The following is a 17,098-nucleotide window of genomic DNA, read 5'->3' on the forward strand; positions in this document are numbered from 1 at the left end:
ATTCCTTCTGGGTTGGGGGTTGAGGGCTGGGTGCGGAGGTGTCAATGCAGGGTGACTTTGCTGGGTTCGAACGGATGGCGCACGTGGCGAATGTCGACGACAGTGGCGGCATCGGACGAGCCGGTGACCACGAATCCATGGCTCCACGCGGTGGCTTCTTCGCTGGAACGTACCTCAATCAGTACGCACAATGCGATGGTCTCTGGCCCGGCGGGCCAGCAGTCAAGAGCGTTGCCGTGCACCGGGTCAGAGCCTGGCAACTCGGTGCTGGCCAACAGCACACCGGCCTGTGCCATGCACTCGAGCTGGTTGCCCAGCACGGTGCTGTCTGGCTCGCCTGTTTTGACGATCAGCATGAAGCGCATGTGCTGCCCTGTTCTGCCTGGCTCCAGGGATCAGGAAGAGGTGCGCCTACCCGGCGGGGCAGTCCTGGCCGCCCGAAGGCTGGAGAATGCTGTTTCGGTTGCCTTCCGTGTCGACAAAGGCCACATAGGTGCCCACGCCGGGGATGTCCATTGGCTCACCCAGCACCTCACCACCGGCGCTCTTGATGCGCGCCATGGCGGCGGTGATGTCCTCGACGCCCATCACCACAGACGGGTGCTGCATGGGCCAGTCCGGCTTGAAGGGAAACAGACCGCCATTGATGACACCCGGGACAGCGCCAGGCCCGGCGGGCGGTGGCGCTTCTGCTGTGGCGGTTGTGACCAGCAAGTAGTGGCCCATTTCTTCGCCCAGCATCTGGGTTTGCCACCCCATGGCTTCGGCATAGAACCGTGCTGCACGTGCAGCGTCCTTGTAGGGCATTTCAAAGTGCATCACCGGGCACATCGGGATGGTTTGACTCATGACTGGACTCCTCGGGTCTGAATGGTTCGATTCGCAAGGGCAGGGTGCGCGTTGGCTGGCCCTTGCATGACCTGACGACGATCGCCTCCTGCGAGATTCGACATGCGAGACGCCAAAACGCTTCTACCGATCCCGGGGAGTACCCTCAGTCGGGTCTTGATCCTTCAAAGCACGGCGCCAGAGCCCGCAATTCCACCGTAGCCCACTGCGCCGCGGGACAGCGCCTGGCGATCTTCAGCGCCTCATCTCGCTCGACGTTCTGCAGCAGAAAGAAGCCCCCCACCATTTCCTTGGCTTCGGCAAAAGGGCCGTCGACGATACCGCTGGGGCTGATGCGTGTGGCTTCAGCCGTGCCGGCCAGTGATTCGACCGCTTTGAGCTTGCCTTGTGCCGCCAGCTCTTCTCCGAACGCCTGCATGCGGGCGTACAGTTCGCGCCCCTCGGACTCGGAGCGCTCTTCGCGCTGTCCGACAGGCTCGTGGATGAGGAGCATGTACGACATGATGGGCTCTTTCTGGCGTTGAGGAATCGGTGGTCGGACCGATGTTACGCCATTGACCAACGTGCCGGTACTGCGGCGGGCTGCGGCTGAAGTGACTTTCTGCCCTCAGGGCAGAACGGTGGCCCCGAAAGGACCCATGCTGCTCAATCGGTCGCGAAGGCGCTCGGCGTTGTCCCTGCAGTCGAGCGACGCTCAAATGCGCGGGGGGCCTCAGTGCCTTTCAGGCCATCCTGGCTGAGATCGCCGTCTGACTCCGACTGGCGGAGCATGCCATGCGCCAGAAATGGCCCAAGCAAGGGAAACGACCAGACAACCAGCAGTTGTCGGCGCTTTTGTCCGGAATCGTATATGTCGCTTCTGATCACACAGGCCGAGACATAGATCGAGTAGGCCAGTGCGACGCCAAGCAGAATCCACCAGTAAATGGACATGATTTCCTCCCCTCTTTCGATACCGCCAATGCCAATTTTTCTGTTGGGGTATGCCCTCATGATGCTTGGCTCGGTGGAGGGGGTCAAGCCTTTGCCTCATTCCTGTGCACAGAGGGGAGACGAAATCGTGCCAACTGTTGGCTGAAGGCGTCAAGCGCACACCAAATGTGCAAATAAGGCGCTGATACTGAATGTTCGGCAAGTTTGTCAACAGAACGCGCCTGGGTTCAGTCACATCCGTGCCGGTGAGAGAAGAGGGTCGTGCAGTTTCCTGCTCTTCCGTTCGGTGGTGCGGGCAAAAGAAAAAGGGCTCTCAGGAGCCCTTCTTGTCGTCGCGGTCGTGTGGCGTGGTTCGTGCCGAAGCGCGCCTTTGCTTACAGCTTGGAAAAGTCAGGTGCACGGCGCTCCATGAACGCGGTAAATGCTTCACGTGCGGCTGGCTCACCCAGCATGCGCCCGAAGCTCGCGCCTTCCTCCTGCATGACTTTGAGCACTCGCTCCTGTTGGGCACCTTTCATGAGTCGCTTGGTTTCGACCAAAGACGACAATGGTTTGGTGGCCAGCTTCCTGGCAACCGACTGCGCATAGTTGTTGGCTTCGGTCGGTGGCAGCACGCGATTGACCAAGCCAACCTCGAGAGCGGCCTCGGCCATGAAAGGCTCACCCAGCATCAGTGCTTCCGCCGCGCGGTGGTAGCCGAACATCTGGGGGACCAGCAGGCTGGATGCCGCCTCGGGGCAAAGGCCCAGGTTGGCAAACGGCATGGAGAAGGCTGCATTGTCGCCAGCGTAGACCAGATCGCAATGGAACAGCATGGTGGTACCGATGCCGACGGCCGGGCCGCACACCGATGCCAGCACCGGTTTGCTGAAAGTGGCCATGCGGCGCAGGAACTGAAAAACCGGTGACTCACCGTCAGAGGGAGGACGGTTGAGAAAGTCGCTGATGTCATTGCCGGCACTGAAGATGGTCTCGTGCCCCTGAAACACCACGCAGCGGGTGCCGCTGTCTTCTTCTGCCGTCTTCAGCGCATCCGCCAGCGCGGCGTACATGGCCACGGTGATGGAGTTCTTCTTGTCGAGGCGGTTGAAGGTCAGGGTGGTGATGCCGTTCTCGGCATGTACAAGAATGTCGCTCATGGTGAATTCCGGTTCGTTCGGTGGTGAGGGGTTGTCTCGTCGTTGTTGTGTTGTCGTACTGATGTGGGCAGTGTCGGAAGGGGTGCGATGGCCATACCGATCTGCTGCTATTCCTTGTAGTACACGATCTGGTGCGTGGTGACGAGCAGGTGTCCGCTCTGGCTCCAGATTTGCCCGGTCTGGTCAAAGAAACCATTGCGGAAGGTGTGTGCCTTGGCCTGGCCCAGCAACCATTGTGTGCCGACTTCGGCCATCTGCTCGGAGCCAGCGTGAAAATAGGTCGTGATGGACACCGTGCCCGCCGGCACACGCGTGGCACGCCTGCGCCAGATGCGGGGAAAGAACAAATCGCTGATGGCTGCCATGCTGACGAAGTCCAGCGTGCGGGCAGGGCGGTCGCGCATCCACATCAGTGAATAGCTGGATTCTCCGTCACTGCCGTCCCAGGCCGTCGGCAAAGTCCCGCTGACGGGCTTGATCTCGTAGTTGTTGACCCAGGCCACAGGCGGCGTGTAAGGCGGCACCACGATGGTGTCTGGCGCCGGTGCACGGGGCATGGGTTCGTCGTCCGTGCTCCACGTTTCGCGGCGGGCAGCTGTGACCACCGATGCCGTGGTCAAGGGACCATCGGAACCTTCCTGGTGGATTTCAACATTCCAGTGCTGCGTAGATCGGTTGGTGCGAACCGGCACAGCACGCACTTCGAACGGCCCCTCGGCAATGGCCGCTGCGAAATTCACCGTGAGCGCGATGGGTTCGCCCAGCAGCTTGGGGTGTTGCAGCACGCCATTGAGGGCGGCAGCAGCCGTGATACCGCCGAACGGCCCCACCATGTTCTGCCACTCCGCCTGGGCATGACCGGCAAACCGGTCATCACCGGCAGGCGTGAGATGCACGCCGCGGTCAATGGCGTGAGAAAGCTGTGAATCACTCATGCGCATCAGTGTGCAGGAGACACCCTTCAAGACCAGTCAAATGTGCGACGCGGGAGAAAATTCCCATGCTCTTCCGGAGAGCCAAACCAAGGTGGCAAGCCAGACCCGCCCACACGAGGGCACCGCGGATCGGGCTCCGCCCGTCCGCCAGTGCCGCCCCCCCTGAAAGAGGGGGGTGACGCGAAGCGGCGCGGGGGGCGCGCGTCTTCAGACGCGCTCGAAGATACCTGCTGCGCCCTGGCCCATGCCCACGCACATGGTCACCATGCCGTACTTGAGCTTGTTGCGCTGCAAGGCATGCACGACGGTGGCCGAGCGGATGGCACCTGTGGCCCCCAACGGGTGGCCCAGCGCGATCGCACCGCCCATGGGGTTGACCTTGGCCGGGTCCAGACCGAGTGTGTTCATCACGGCCAGGGATTGGGCTGCGAATGCTTCGTTCAGCTCGATCCAGTCCATGTCGTCCTGCTTCAAGCCAGCGTTCTTCAGCGCGGCTGGAATGGCTTCAACCGGGCCAATGCCCATGATGTGCGGCGGCACACCTTTGCTGGCGTAAGAAACAAAGCGGGCCAGCGGTGTCAGGCCGAAGCGCTTGACCGCAGCTTCACTGGCCAGGATCAGCGCGCCAGCGCCATCGCTGGTTTGCGAGCTGTTGCCTGCTGTGACCGAGCCGCGTGCGGCGAACACGGTGCGCAGCTTGGCCAGACCTTCCACCGTGGTGTCGGGGCGAGCACCTTCGTCGAGCGAAATGATCCGGCTGCTGGTGCTGACCTCAGCACTCTCTAGGTTCACCTGGCGGTCGGTGACTTCCACCGGGGTGATCTCATTTGCAAACTCACCCTTTTCCATGGCTGCGATGGCGCGCTGGTGCGATTGCAGTGCAAACGCGTCCTGTGCTTCGCGGCTGACCTTCCACTGCTGCGCCACCTTCTCGGCCGTCAGGCCCATGCCGTAGGCAATGCCGTAGTCGTCGACGTTGTCGGTGTTGGCAAAGATGGTCGGTGACAAACTGGGGCTGTTGCCCATCATGGGCACCATGCTCATGCTCTCGGTGCCGGCGGCGATCATCACGTCAGCCTCGCCCACGCGGATGCGGTCGGCAGCCATTTGCACGGCAGACAGGCCGGATGCGCAGAAGCGGTTGACGGTGATGCCACCGACCGACTTGGGCAGGCCAGCGAGCACCGCGCCGATGCGGGCCACATTCAGGCCCTGCTGCGCTTCAGGGATGGCGCAGCCGCAAATCACGTCTTCGACCGCTTGCGGGTCGAGGCCGGGCACCTGGGCCATGGCGGCCTTGAGCACATGGGCGAGCATGTCGTCCGGGCGGGTGTTGCGGAAGGCACCGCGATGCGATTTGCCGATCGGGGTACGGGTGGCCGCGACGATGTAGGCGTCTTGAATCTGTTTGCTCATGGTGTGTCCTCAGTTGCGCAGCGGTTTGCCGGTGTTGAGCATGCCCAGGATGCGCTCCTGCGTTTTGGGGTGGGTGATCAGCGAGCAGAATGCCTGGCGCTCCAGCGTCATCAGGTATTCCTCGGTGACCAGGGTGCCGGGGTACACGTCGCCGCCGGTGACCACGTTGGCGATCAGGCTGGCAATGTGGAAGTCGTGCTGGCTGGCAAAGCCGCCGTCGCGGAGGTTGACCAACTGCCCCATGATGGTGGCCTTGCCGTCGCGGCCGGCCACCGGGATCATGCGTTTGTGTGGCGCGCGATAGCCGGCGTCGAACATGGCCTTGGCTTCGGTCATGGCCACATGCAGCAGTTCGTCCTTGTGCGGCACGATGGTGTCCGAATGCAGGATGAAACCGAGCTTGCGCGATTCCAGTGCGCTGGTCCCCACCTTGGCCATGGCGGCTGCGGTGAAGCCTTCAGTGAGGAAGGGCAACATATCCTTGCCGGTGGAGTCTTCTGCGTTCTCCGCTGCGCGACGGGCAATGTAGGTCAGGCCACCCGCACCGGGGATCAGGCCCACACCCACTTCCACCAGGCCCACATAGCTTTCCATGTGGACCACGCGTTTGGCGCTGTAAGCGGCCAGTTCGCAGCCGCCGCCGAGTGCCAGGCCGCGCACGGCGGAGACCACCGGTACGCTGGCGTAGCGCAGGCGCAGCATCATGTGCTGCATGAAGCCTTCGGCGTCTTCGATGGCGGCCACGCCCACCGCCATGAAGGCGGGCAGCATGGCTTGCAGGTCGGCACCGGCAGAGAAGGGATCGTCGCCCGACCAGATCACCAGGCCTTTGTACTCCTGCTCGGCCAGCTCAATGGCCGCGATCATGCCTTCGCACACCTCGGGGCTGATGGCATGCATCTTGGTCTTGATGCTGGCGATCAGCACTTCGCCGTCCAGCGTCCAGGTGCGCAGGTTCTTGTCTTCGGCGATGGTGGTGCCAGCGGTTTCGAAGCGCGGGCCGCCTTCGCCCAGCAGCAACTCGGGGAAGAGCTGACGCTCGTACACCGGGAGCTTGCGGCGGGCTTCGAACTGGCCCGTGCTGGGGTTGAACGAACCCTGCTCGGTGTGCACGCCTCCCGCATCCGCCACCGGCCCCTTGAACACCCACTCCGGCAGCGGTGCTTTCGACAGCGCTTTGCCCGCGTCGATGTCTTCCTGAATCATCTTCGCCACATCCAGCCAGCCGGCTTCCTGCCAGAGTTCGAAGGGGCCTTGCTTCATGCCAAAGCCCCAGCGCATGGCCTGGTCCACGTCGCGTGCGGTCTCGGCAATGGTGGCCAGGTGCACGGCCGCGTAGTGGAAGCTGTTGCGCAAGATCGCCCACAGGAACTGGCCTTGCGGGCCTTCGCTGTTGCGAAGCAGCTTCAGGCGCTCGGCTGCCGGGCGCTTGAGCATGCGGCCATACACCTCGTCGCCCTTGCTGCCACGGCTGCCGCCTTCCTGCGGGATGTAGCTCTTGGACGCCAGGTCGAAGCGGTGAATGTCGCGCCCCACCTTCTTGAAGAAGCCGGCTTTGGTTTTCTGACCCAGGTTGCCCATCTCGATGAGCGTCTTGAGCACTTCCGGTGTCGAGAAGTTGCCGTAAAACGGATCGGTCTCGTCGCTGAGGTTGTCCTGCAAGGTCTTGATGACGTGTGCCATTGTGTCCAGGCCCACCACATCGGAGGTGCGGAAGGTACCGCTGGAGGCGCGGCCCAGGCGCTTGCCCGTCAGGTCATCGACCACATCGAAGGTCAGGCCGAACTTCTCGACTTCCTTCATGGTGGTCAGCAAGCCGGCAATGCCCAGTCGGTTGGCAACGAAGTTTGGCGTGTCCTTGGCGCGAACCACGCCTTTGCCCACGCCAGTGGTGACAAAGCTCTCCAACTGGTCCAGGATGGCCGGGTCGGTCGTTGGCGTCGGGATCAGCTCCACCAGCGGCATGTAGCGCGGCGGGTTGAAAAAGTGAATGCCGCAGAAACGTGGCTTGAGCGAATCCGGCAGTGGCTTGGACAGTGCCGTGATCGACAGGCCGGAGGTGTTGGTGGCGAGGATGGCGTGATCGGCAATGTACGGGGCAATCTTGCTGTAAAGATCGTGCTTCCAGTCCATGCGCTCGGCGATGGCCTCGATGATGAGGTCGCAATCGCGCAACTGCTCCAGGTGCTCTTCGTAGTTGGCCTGGCCGATCAGGGATGCATCGCTGGCCACACCGAGCGGTGATGGCTTGAGCTTCTTGAGGCTGTCAACGGCGCGTGTGACGATGCCGTTCTTGGGCCCCTCTTTGGCGGGGAGGTCGAACAGCACCACAGGCACCTTGACGTTGACCAGGTGCGCAGCGATTTGCGCACCCATCACGCCAGCGCCCAGGACGGCGACTTTCTTGACTTGGAATCGTTTCATGAATGGTTTTCCTTAACGCATTGCGGTGTGTGCAATGCCTGAGGGGTATTTGAGGAGGTGCCGGGCGTCATTCGACGCGGATCCACTCCTGTGTTCGATAGAAGGGGCCGAGATAGCCACGCATTTGCAATTTCTTGCCGCCGTCAATCGGGCGGATGCGTGCGCGATAGACCTTGCCGTTTTTCGGGTCGAGCACATCGCCACCTTCCCAGGTGGGCTCGCTGTCGCCATTCTTCTTGAGGTTGCGAAGAATGGTCAGTCCCACCACGGGTTTGTCCTTGCGCTCGTCTGTGCATTCAATGCACTTCGGATCGGCAACCTCCGGGTCGATCAGCTTCTCGATCCGCCCCGTGACCACACCATCCTTTTCTTCAATGCGCACCAGCGACTTGGCCTTGCCCGTGTCGTCGTCGATCGTCTTCCACAAACCGGTGGGGCTCATCTGGGCCCAGGCGGCGGGGGTGATCAATGCCGCGGCGGTGATCAGGGGCAGTGCTTTGATGGCCAAAGTGCGCATGGTGGTCTCCTTGAAGTTTTTTCGTGGTGTTGTCTCAGGGGGCGTGCCAGACAGACAGGGCGGCTGGCCTCAGGCCAGAGCAGCGTCCGTGTCCATCAGCACCTTGCTGCCGGCGCGGGCCGTGCGCATCAGCGTGGCGGTTTCCGGGAACAGCTTGGCGAAGTAGAAGCGTGCGGTCTGCAGCTTGGCCGTGTAGAACGGGTCGGTGCTGCCAGCTTCAATCTGCTGCAGCGAGACCTGTGCCATGCGGGCAAAGAAGTAGCCAAACACCAGATGGCCGACGACGCGGAGGTAGTCCACCGCAGCGGCGCCCACTTCGTCTGCGTTTTGCAAACCTTTGAAGCCGATTTCCATGGTGAACTTGGTGACCTGGTCTCCCATCACCGCCAGCGGGTTGATGAACTCGGCCATCTTCTCGTTGACGCCTTCTTCCTGCACCAGCTGTGCCACCAGCTTGCCGAACTTCTTGAGCGTGGCGCCGTTGTTGCCCAGCACCTTGCGACCCAGCAAGTCGAGTGACTGCACGGTGTTCGTGCCTTCGTAGATCATGTTGATGCGGGCATCGCGCACGTGTTGCTCCATGCCCCATTCCTTGATGTAGCCGTGGCCACCAAAGACCTGCTGGCACATCACGGTGGCTTCGAAACCGTTGTCGGTCAGGAAGGCCTTGACGATAGGGGTCAGCAGGGCAACCAGCTCGCCGCATTCCTTGCGAACTTTGTCGTCGGGGTGGTGCAGTTCCTTGTCGAGCAGCAGCGTGCAGAAAATGGCCATGGCGCGGCCACCTTCGGCATAGGCCTTGGCCGTCATCAGCATCTTGCGCACGTCGGGATGCACGATGATGGGGTCGGCTTCTTTCTCGGGGGCCTTTTTGCCAGTCAGGCTGCGCATCTGGATGCGGTCCTTGGCGTAGGCCAGGGCGTTCTGGTACGCCACTTCGGTCAGGCCGAGCGACTGGTTGCCCACGCCCAGGCGCGCGGCGTTCATCATCACGAACATGGCGGCCAGGCCTTTGTTGGGCTCGCCCACCATGGTGCCGACGGCGTCTTCGAGGATCATCTGGGCGGTGGCGTTGCCGTGGATGCCCATCTTGTGCTCCAGACCGCCGCAGTGGATGCCATTGCGCTCGCCGATGCTTCCGTCGGCATTGACCTTGAACTTGGGCACGATGAACAGGCTGATGCCTTTGCTGCCCTTGGGCGCGTCAGGCAGGCGGGCCAGCACCAGGTGAACGATGTTTTCGGTGAAGTCGTGTTCGCCGGCAGAAATGAAGATCTTCTGGCCGGTGATCTTGTAGGTGCCGTCTGCCTGTGGCTCGGCCTTGGTGCGCAGCATGCCGAGGTCGGTGCCGCAGTGCGGCTCGGTCAGGCACATGGTGCCGGTCCACTCGCCGCTGGTCAGCTTGGACAGGTACAGGCTCTTTTGCTCGTCGGTGCCGTGGGCGTGCAAGCATTCGTAGGCGCCGTGCGACAGGCCGGGGTACATGGTCCAGGCCTGGTTGGCGGAGTTCAGCATTTCATAGAAGCACTGGTTCACCACAAACGGCAGGCCCTGACCTTCGTAGGCGGGGTCACATGCCAATGCCGCCCAGCCACCTTCGATGTACTGCGCATAGGCTTCCTTGAAGCCTTTGGGCGTGGTGACCTCATGGGTGTCTTTGTTCAGTGTGCAGCCCTCTTCGTCGCCTGAAATATTGAGCGGGAAGATGACCTCTGACGCGAACTTGCCGCCTTCCTCCAGCACTGCGCTGATGGTCTCGGCATCAATCTCTGCATGGGGCGGCAGCGCCTTGAGTTCCTCTTCGGCCTTGAACACTTCGTTGAGCAGAAACTGCATGTCGCGCAGTGGCGGGGTGTAAGTGGGCATATTGACTCCTGTGGGCTTTCGATAAGGTTGAATGTGAAAAGGACTTGCGTTTCAGGTTTTGTTTTTGCGCTTGGCCTTGACGCCATTGGTGGCGGGTTCGGCGTCAGGCAAGGCGTAGCGGCCGATGATGCTTTCGAATGCCCTGACGGCGCGTTCCAGAGAGCCTGGTTCGCGCAGGAAGCGGGCTTCGTAGTGCAGGGCGAGAATCAGGGCATGGACTTCAAAAGCCATCTGATGGGCATCGGTTTCTGCTTTGAGGTGACCTTCGGTCTTGCCCTGTTCGATGGCGCGACGCATGGCGGCCAGCCAGGTACTGACCGAGCTGGCCAGCGCATCGCGCACAGGGCCCGGCCGGTCGTCAAACTCGACAGCACCACCGATGTAAATGCAACCAGAGTCGATTTCAGCCGAGGTGCGCTTCATCCAGTTGTCAAACATGGCGCGCAAGCGGGGCAGTCCGCGCGGTGCCGCCATGGCCGGATAGAACACTTCGTCTTCAAACCGGGTGTGGTACTCGCGCACCACGGAAATCTGCAGCTCCTCGCGTGAGCCGAAGTGGGCGAACACACCAGACTTGCTCATCTGCATGACTTCGGCCAGTGCGCCGATGGACAGGCCTTCCAGGCCAATCTGCGTGGCCAGGCCGAGCGCGGCGTCCACAATGGCCGCCTTGGTTTGCTGGCCTTTTTGCAGTGTTTTGCCGCTGGCGCGGGAAGCGCGGGGCTTTCGGGTTGACGTGGCGAGGCTCATGGGCGAGGCTATGCATCTGGTTCCGGGAAAAAGAAAACCGTCCGTTTAAAACGAACGGTCGTGCTATTTTTACCCAAAAACAGATTTCGTGCGCAAGTCCCTCGGGAAAACGCGGAGATTTTTTCCTAGAGTGGCGACTCTAGGGCCTGGCTCAGAGGTGACCGGCGGGCAGCAGCACGTTGAGGCTGTGCTCGAGGTTCTCGTTGGGAAGGCGCTTGAACCCACTGCGGGCAAAACGCTGGAGGCGGCCCACGCAGAAGGCAGTGATGACCGAGGCGTCGGCCTGTGCATCCACCGTGGGCGTGGTGGCGCCGGCGAGCACAGAGACCTCACGCAGTTGCTGGCGCAGACTGGATTCGATCTTGTCGAAGAACAGATTCATGCGTTGTTGAAGCCGCTCGTTCTCGAAGACCAGCGCATCACCCACCATGACCCTGGCCATCCCAGGGTTTTTTTCGCCGAACTGCAACAGTACCGTCACCAGTCGGCGAGCTCGAAGCACGGGATCGGCCTCGCGTTCTTCGAGTTGCCCGATGAGCCCCAGGACGGACTGCTCAATGAAATCGATCAGCCCTTCAAACATCTGGGCCTTGCTGGCGAAATGCCGGTACAGCGCAGCTTCACTCACTTCGAGACGGGCTGCCAGCGCAGCAGTGGTGACGCGCTCGCTTCCAGGTTGTTCGAGCATGGTGGCCAGGGCCTGAAGGATCTGCACCCTGCGTTCGCCCGGCTTGGGGCGCTTGCGCGTGGGGGCCCCGGCGCCACCGCCACTCTTGGCGGCTGTGCCGTCGGATATGCCTGCTGGTAGGTTCTCGGGTGCGCTGTCGTTCATCTGCCGTCGATCCATGGGGCAGTCCCCAGGGAAGTTGGGAAAACTGCCGGCCCATCAAAGTTTTCAATCATTCTCGCACAGAGGCACACCCTGTTACAGGTGTGTCGCATCGGGTGACGGTGAGTCGGGGCCTCCGTCGCCTGAGAACAGGTGGCTTGTCAACGGAAAAACGACACGAACACGCAATCCACGCCCATTGCTACCCTGGCCAAGATCAAGCTGAGTGTGGTGGGCGCGAGCAATCTCGCTGGCAATGGCCAGCCCTAGCCCGTTGCCTTCGGTTGTGCTGCCGGGAAGGCGGTAAAAACGTTCGATGACGCGGGCGTGTTCGCTCCGTGGGATGCCGGGCCCGTCGTCTTCAACCTCCACCCATCCCGAACCCGTGAGCTCGCCGGCCCCGCAGCGCAACGTGACCCGACCATCCCTGGGGGTGTATTTGATCGCGTTGTCCAGAAGGTTGATCAACAACTCGCGCAGCAGCCAGGTGTGGCCGGGCACCTGGACTGCCGAGGCTTCCAGGCCCAGGTCAATTTGCTTGGCGGACGCCGTGTCGAGAAACATGGACAGGACGTTTTCGCATACGTCCTTGAGGTCCACCATGTCCATGGGTTGTGAATGGGTGTTGATTGCGTCTGCGCGAGACAGTGCCAGCAACTGGCTCGCCAGCTGGGAGGTACGCCGGCTGGCATCCCGCAGCCGCCTGACCTGTTCGACCTTGATGGGCACCGGCTCATCGTCTGCCAGGCGGCGGGCAGACTGGGCCCAGGCTTCTACCTGTGCCTGGAGGGCAGCCAGGGGCGTGCGTAACTGGTGCGCCGCATCGGCAATGAAACGCCGCTGCCCTTCCGACTGGGCATTGACCATGGCAAAGAGGCGGTTGAGCGATTCGACCAACGGCTGCACTTCGTCAGGCACTCCGTCGACCCGGATTGGACTGAGATCGCGAGGTGACCGGCGTTCGACCGCACGCCTGAGTTGGGTCAACGGACGCAAGGCACGGGATACAGCCCAAGTCATGGCCAAACCGCCCACGATCATCAGCACCAGATTGGGCAGCAACACGCGCTCGGCCACGGTGGCCAGCCAGCGCTGGCGGGCATCCGAGCCATCTGCAAGCATGACAATGATGGGTCCGGCAGCGCTGCGCGAGCGCTGGGCAATCACTCGATACGTGGTGCCATCTTCGACCACGCTCAGAAACTCGGCATCGCCGGTGGCGGGGACCACATCAGGCAGCCAGTCCTGGCCCGACAAAAGTCGGCCATGTTCATCAAAGATGCCATAGGCAGCATAGCCTTGCCGCGCCTTGAGAAACTCTTCCACCGGCGGAGCCAGAAGCAAAGCGATGCCCGGCGGTTCTACGCCGCTGGTCGCACCGCTGCGGGCCTGGGCGACCACCACGGAATCGGCCAGCAGGGGGACGAGCTGTTGCAGCTGTTTGTCTTGCTGGAGGGCCGCTGTGCCGGCATTCTGGTAGTGGAAATACACACTGACCAGACCCACCAGACTCAATGGCAGCAGCAGCATGACCAGCAGGCGCCTTTGCAGGCCCCAGATCATGCCGGCGGTGCTGCGCTGGTCAGTTGCCGTTGTCATGCCTCTCGGCCGTGGCCAGCTCCAGGCGATATCCAAACCCGCGAATCGAGCGAAGGGCGATGCCTGCTGGCTCCAGTTTGCCTCGCAGACGAGAGACGTATACCTCGATGGCGTTGGGCGTGATTTCCTTGTCCCAGCCGGTCAAGGCCAGGAGGAGCTTGTCTTTGGCGGCGGGCTTGGGTGCTTGCAACAGCAGATACTCCAGTACCGTCCATTCCCTGGGGCCGAGTTCCAGGAGCTGGTCGCCAAGCATGACGCGGCGATGTGCGGTGTCCATCTCCAGCGACCCGAAGCTCAGCACGGCAGATGTGGCCGCTTGTGAACGGCGCAAGAGCGCCCGCAGTCGGGCCAGCAGCTCGGGTAGCTCATAAGGCTTGAGCATGTAGTCGTCAGCGCCGAGGTCCAGGCCTTGTACCCGGTCTCGCAGTGCATCGCGGGCGGTCAGTATGAGCACCGGCATGCTCAGGCCCTTGGCGCGCAGACGTCGCGTCAGCTCCAGCCCGTCAATGCCTGGAAGCCCGATGTCCACGATGGCCAGGTCAAATGTCTCCTGGACCAGCGCTTCTTCGGCGCGCTCTGCGCTGCCGACCCAGTCCACGGTGTAGCCTGCGTCCGTCAGGCCCAGTTTCATGCCACTGGCGACCATGACGTCGTCTTCAACCAGCAAAAGGCGCATATCGTTCTTGGTGTCGTGAAATGCAAATGGCAGAACCTGCAGGTGGGCATGGACTGCCGCCATGGCGGCTCGCGTCACCTTTTGGGCGTTGCGAGCCAGGTTTCGGTGATTCGGTTCAGTGAGACCGGATCATGGTGCCGAAGGGCTGATCTCCCAGCACTTCAAGCAGCAAGGCGTGAGGCACGCGGCCGTCAATGATGTGAACGGCGTTGACACCGCTCTTGGCGGCATCCAGTGCACCGGCAATCTTGGGAATCATGCCGCCGCTGATGGTGCCGTCTTCGCACAGTTCGTCGATGCGGCGTGGTGTGAGTTGCGTCAGCAGCTTGCCTTCCTTGTCCAGCACACCCGGAATGTTGGTGAGCATCAGCAGCTTTTCCGCCTGCAACACGGTGGCCAGCTTGGCTGCCACCACGTCGGCATTGATGTTGTAGCTCTCGTTGCTTTCACCGAAGCCGATCGGGCTGACCACCGGAATGAACTGGTCGTCCTGCAAGGCCTTCACGGCGCTGGGGTCGATGCTGAGGATGCTGCCGACCTGACCAACGTCATGCTGCAGATTCGGGTCTTTCTGATCGGCCATGCGCAGCTTCTCGGCGCGGATCATGGCGCCGTCTCGGCCGGTCAGGCCCACGGCTTTACCGCCCGCCTGGTTGATCAGGCCCACGATGTCCTGCTGCACTTCGCCGGCCAGCACCCACTCCACCACTTCCATGGTTTCGGCGTCGGTCACACGCATGCCCTGGATGAATTCGCCCTTTTTGCCAAGGCGCTTGAGCAGGGTTTCGATCTGCGGGCCACCGCCGTGCACCACCACCGGGTTGATGCCCACCAGCTTGAGCAAGACCACGTCCTCGGCGAAGTCCTGCTGCAAAGCCGGGTCGGTCATGGCGTTGCCGCCGTATTTGATGACCATGGTCCTGCCGTGGAACTTGCGGATGTACGGCAAGGCCTGGGCCAGAATCTCGGCCTTTTCCCGCGGCTGGATGTGCGAGAGGTCGACTGGGGTGTGGTTGAGGGTGCTCATTCGGATACCAGATCGTTCGGAAGGGCAAAAACCTGATTGTAGAACTGCGGACGAAAAGGGTGGGGGTCCTGGGAGCTGCGTCCCCCACCCGCCTTGCCTGGAGCAACTAGAAATGGATGCCCCTCATCATCTGCTGCAGGGCCTCCGCTTCCGGCGAGAGCCGCGCGCGTCCGCCGCCGCTACCCTTGGCAGCGTCGGAGTCCGGGAACATGCGAAAGCTCGTGTTCATGATGATCTGGGCGATCCGTGGCACGAAGGCGTGCAGCGCCTGTCCGGTGACGCCCAGTCGGGTGGCAATGCGGACGGGTTTGAAAATGCAGGCCTGCGCCACCAGGTCAGCGGCCTCATCGGGACTGAGGGTGGGCACGTTGTTGTAGATCTTGGTGGGCGCGATCATGGGCGTGCGCACCAGCGGCATGTTGATGGTGGTGAAGGTCAGACCCTGGTCGGCAAATTCACTCGAAGCGCAGCGGGTCCAGGCGTCCAGTGCAGCTTTGCTGGCCACATAGGCCGAGAAGCGGGGCGCATTGGTGAGCACGCCAATCGAACTGATGTTGACCACATGGCCCTTGCGCTTGGCCACCATGCCGGGCATCAGGCCCATGGTCACCCGCAGGCTGCCAAAGTAATTGAGCTGCATGGTGCGCTCGAAATCGTGGAAGCGGTCATAGCTGCTCTCGATGGCGCGCCGGATGGACCGGCCGGCGTTGTTGATGAGGAAGTCCACACCACCATGCTTTTCCTCCAGCAGGGCAACAAAGCGGTCGCAGTCTGCCATGTCGGCCAGGTCGGCGACATAGGCCACGAAGGAATGCCCCTTGGCTTTGGCCTCGGCGCAGGCTTCGTCCAGCTTGGCCTGGTCCCGGCCGCAGATGATGGTGGTGGCGCCAGCTTCGGAAAATTTGTGCGCAGCGGCCAGCCCGATGCCGGAGCTGCCACCGGTGATCAGGACCACTTTGCCTTCAACGGTGCCGCGCAGGCTGCGGTCGATGTGCAGGTCTGGGTCGAGGTGGCGCTCCCAGTAATCCCACAGGCGCCAGGCATAGTCTTTCAGGTTGGGGCATTCGATGCCGCTGCCTTTCAGGGCCGCCAGCGTCTCACGGCAGTCGAAACGGGTGGGGTAGTTGACGAAAGTGAGCATGTCCTCTGGCAAGCCCAGATCTTGCATCACCGCGTGATAGACACGGCGCACCGGGGCCAGTGCCATCAGGCCCTTTTTGACGCTGCGCGGAATGAAGCCCATCAGCGCTGCGTTGACGAACAGGTTCATCTTTGGCGCATGGGCGGCCTTGCTGAGAATGTCGAGCACATCGCCGACGCGGTAGCCGACCGGATCCACGAGGTGGAAGCAGGCGCCGCTCTTTCGCTTGTGGTGGCTGATGTGGTCGAGCGCATTGACCACGAAATCGACGGGCACGATGTTGATGCGACCGCCTTCGAGTCCGACACTGGGCATCCAGGGTGGCAGGATCTGGCGCAGGCGCTGGATCAGCTTGAAGAAGTAGTAGATGCCATCAATCTTGTCCATCTCCCCTGTCTGACTGTCGCCGACAACGATGGCCGGCCTGTAGACCGACCAGGGCACTTTGCACTCTTCACGGACAACTTTCTCACTGTCGTGTTTGGTGCTGAAGTAGGGGTGATCGAGGTTTTCAGCTTCGCTGAACATGTCTTCGCGGAATACGCCCTCGTACAGGCCGGCAGATGCGATGGATGACACGTGGTGGAAGTGACCGGACCCAATGGCTTTGGCCAGCTCGACTGTGTGGCGTGTGCCGTCGATGTTCACCGCCACCTGGCTCTCTTCGTCGGCGTCCAGGTCGTAAACAGCAGCGAGATGGTAGAAGTGGTCAATGCCGGCGGCTTTGAGGCTCTTGATGTCTGTGGCGTCGAGGCCCAGCTTTTTCTGCGTGAGGTCGCCATGCACCGGGATGGCCCTTGTGCTTGCCGCGGACCCCTTGAGACCCCAATAGTCGTGCAAGGCCTTGACCTTGTGCTCGCTCTCGGCGCGAATCAGGAAGTAGACGACGGCGCCGCGGCGCTCCAGCAGCTTTTTGACCAGGCGCTTGCCGATGAAACCGGTCGCGCCGGTGACGAAATAATGCATGTGGGTCCCTCTCGTGTTGGTGTGGTGGCCT

16 protein-coding genes are annotated in these 17,098 nt (G+C 62.0%); all 16 read right to left on the bottom strand.

The genetic code is table 11. From position 1 onward, the window contains the following. Positions 1–41 precede the first annotated feature (41 nt). Positions 42–356: a hypothetical protein gene (locus tag ABWV89_RS06220; RefSeq protein WP_353395307.1), complete on the bottom strand. Its 315-nt coding sequence runs from the start codon at positions 354–356 to the stop codon at positions 42–44. 55 nt (positions 357–411) lie between these two features. Beyond that, positions 412–849, bottom strand: a complete 438-nt coding sequence (locus tag ABWV89_RS06225; protein ID WP_353395308.1) for a VOC family protein — start codon at positions 847–849, stop codon at positions 412–414. Between the two features lie 145 nt (positions 850–994). Continuing rightward, positions 995–1,351 (bottom strand): YciI family protein, encoded by a 357-nt coding sequence (locus ABWV89_RS06230; RefSeq protein WP_353395309.1) that lies wholly within the window; start codon positions 1,349–1,351, stop codon positions 995–997. 143 nt (positions 1,352–1,494) lie between these two features. Beyond that, positions 1,495–1,869 (bottom strand): hypothetical protein, encoded by a 375-nt coding sequence (locus ABWV89_RS06235; protein WP_353395310.1) that lies wholly within the window; start codon positions 1,867–1,869, stop codon positions 1,495–1,497. A 287-nt stretch (positions 1,870–2,156) separates the two neighbouring features. After that, on the bottom strand, positions 2,157–2,921 hold the full coding sequence (locus ABWV89_RS06240) for an enoyl-CoA hydratase (protein WP_353395311.1): 765 nt from the start codon (positions 2,919–2,921) through the stop codon (positions 2,157–2,159). A gap of 107 nt (positions 2,922–3,028) precedes the next feature. Next, positions 3,029–3,856 (bottom strand): acyl-CoA thioesterase, encoded by an 828-nt coding sequence (locus tag ABWV89_RS06245; protein ID WP_353395313.1) that lies wholly within the window; start codon positions 3,854–3,856, stop codon positions 3,029–3,031. 207 nt (positions 3,857–4,063) lie between these two features. Further along, a complete protein-coding gene (locus ABWV89_RS06250; protein ID WP_353395314.1) occupies positions 4,064–5,272 on the bottom strand; it encodes an acetyl-CoA C-acyltransferase in 1,209 nt (402 codons plus the stop codon). A 9-nt stretch (positions 5,273–5,281) separates the two neighbouring features. Further along, positions 5,282–7,696 carry a 3-hydroxyacyl-CoA dehydrogenase/enoyl-CoA hydratase family protein gene (locus tag ABWV89_RS06255; protein ID WP_353395315.1) on the bottom strand — a complete coding sequence of 805 codons (2,415 nt, stop codon included), beginning with the start codon at positions 7,694–7,696 and terminating at the stop codon, positions 5,282–5,284. A 67-nt stretch (positions 7,697–7,763) separates the two neighbouring features. Next, entirely contained in the window at positions 7,764–8,213 is a 450-nt protein-coding gene (locus ABWV89_RS06260; RefSeq protein WP_353395316.1) for a DUF2147 domain-containing protein, read from the bottom strand. 69 nt (positions 8,214–8,282) lie between these two features. Further along, positions 8,283–10,079: an acyl-CoA dehydrogenase C-terminal domain-containing protein gene (locus ABWV89_RS06265; protein ID WP_353395317.1), complete on the bottom strand. Its 1,797-nt coding sequence runs from the start codon at positions 10,077–10,079 to the stop codon at positions 8,283–8,285. Between the two features lie 51 nt (positions 10,080–10,130). Next, positions 10,131–10,829, bottom strand: a complete 699-nt coding sequence (locus ABWV89_RS06270) for a TetR/AcrR family transcriptional regulator (protein WP_353395318.1) — start codon at positions 10,827–10,829, stop codon at positions 10,131–10,133. Positions 10,830–10,980: 151 nt separating this feature from the next. Continuing rightward, a complete protein-coding gene (gene slmA / locus ABWV89_RS06275) occupies positions 10,981–11,661 on the bottom strand; it encodes a nucleoid occlusion factor SlmA (RefSeq protein ID WP_353395319.1) in 681 nt (226 codons plus the stop codon). A gap of 93 nt (positions 11,662–11,754) precedes the next feature. Continuing rightward, a complete protein-coding gene (locus ABWV89_RS06280; RefSeq protein ID WP_502903160.1) occupies positions 11,755–13,257 on the bottom strand; it encodes a sensor histidine kinase in 1,503 nt (500 codons plus the stop codon). After that, positions 13,241–13,933, bottom strand: coding sequence for a response regulator (locus ABWV89_RS06285; protein ID WP_353396050.1), 693 nt, complete (start codon positions 13,931–13,933; stop codon positions 13,241–13,243). The genes ABWV89_RS06280 and ABWV89_RS06285 overlap by 17 nt, the downstream gene beginning before the upstream one ends. Before the next feature lie 115 nt (positions 13,934–14,048). Continuing rightward, positions 14,049–14,960 carry an acetylglutamate kinase gene (gene argB / locus ABWV89_RS06290; RefSeq protein WP_353395321.1) on the bottom strand — a complete coding sequence of 304 codons (912 nt, stop codon included), beginning with the start codon at positions 14,958–14,960 and terminating at the stop codon, positions 14,049–14,051. A 106-nt stretch (positions 14,961–15,066) separates the two neighbouring features. Then, positions 15,067–17,067 carry an SDR family oxidoreductase gene (locus ABWV89_RS06295; protein WP_353395322.1) on the bottom strand — a complete coding sequence of 667 codons (2,001 nt, stop codon included), beginning with the start codon at positions 17,065–17,067 and terminating at the stop codon, positions 15,067–15,069. Between the last annotated feature and the right edge of the window lie 31 nt (positions 17,068–17,098).

The organism is Hydrogenophaga sp. 5NK40-0174, from assembly GCF_040372165.1.
In the GTDB taxonomy this organism is placed as follows: Bacteria; Pseudomonadota; Gammaproteobacteria; order Burkholderiales; family Burkholderiaceae_C; genus Hydrogenophaga.

Excerpts from the sequence above, each read along its gene's own strand:
- argB (WP_353395321.1), bottom strand. The coding sequence starts at position 14,960 with ATGAGCACCCTCAACCACACCCCAGTCGACCTCTCGCACATCCAGCCG.
- ABWV89_RS06260 (WP_353395316.1), bottom strand. The coding sequence starts at position 8,213 with ATGCGCACTTTGGCCATCAAAGCACTGCCCCTGATCACCGCCGCGGCA.
- slmA (WP_353395319.1), bottom strand. The coding sequence starts at position 11,661 with ATGAACGACAGCGCACCCGAGAACCTACCAGCAGGCATATCCGACGGC.
- ABWV89_RS06230 (WP_353395309.1), bottom strand. The coding sequence starts at position 1,351 with ATGTCGTACATGCTCCTCATCCACGAGCCTGTCGGACAGCGCGAAGAG.
- ABWV89_RS06250 (WP_353395314.1), bottom strand. The coding sequence starts at position 5,272 with ATGAGCAAACAGATTCAAGACGCCTACATCGTCGCGGCCACCCGTACC.
- ABWV89_RS06265 (WP_353395317.1), bottom strand. The coding sequence starts at position 10,079 with ATGCCCACTTACACCCCGCCACTGCGCGACATGCAGTTTCTGCTCAAC.
- ABWV89_RS06285 (WP_353396050.1), bottom strand. The coding sequence starts at position 13,933 with ATGCGCCTTTTGCTGGTTGAAGACGACGTCATGGTCGCCAGTGGCATG.
- ABWV89_RS06295 (WP_353395322.1), bottom strand. The coding sequence starts at position 17,067 with ATGCATTATTTCGTCACCGGCGCGACCGGTTTCATCGGCAAGCGCCTG.
- ABWV89_RS06255 (WP_353395315.1), bottom strand. The coding sequence starts at position 7,696 with ATGAAACGATTCCAAGTCAAGAAAGTCGCCGTCCTGGGCGCTGGCGTG.
- ABWV89_RS06270 (WP_353395318.1), bottom strand. The coding sequence starts at position 10,829 with ATGAGCCTCGCCACGTCAACCCGAAAGCCCCGCGCTTCCCGCGCCAGC.
- ABWV89_RS06225 (WP_353395308.1), bottom strand. The coding sequence starts at position 849 with ATGAGTCAAACCATCCCGATGTGCCCGGTGATGCACTTTGAAATGCCC.
- ABWV89_RS06220 (WP_353395307.1), bottom strand. The coding sequence starts at position 356 with ATGCTGATCGTCAAAACAGGCGAGCCAGACAGCACCGTGCTGGGCAAC.
- ABWV89_RS06240 (WP_353395311.1), bottom strand. The coding sequence starts at position 2,921 with ATGAGCGACATTCTTGTACATGCCGAGAACGGCATCACCACCCTGACC.
- ABWV89_RS06280 (WP_502903160.1), bottom strand. The coding sequence starts at position 13,257 with ATGACAACGGCAACTGACCAGCGCAGCACCGCCGGCATGATCTGGGGC.
- ABWV89_RS06245 (WP_353395313.1), bottom strand. The coding sequence starts at position 3,856 with ATGAGTGATTCACAGCTTTCTCACGCCATTGACCGCGGCGTGCATCTC.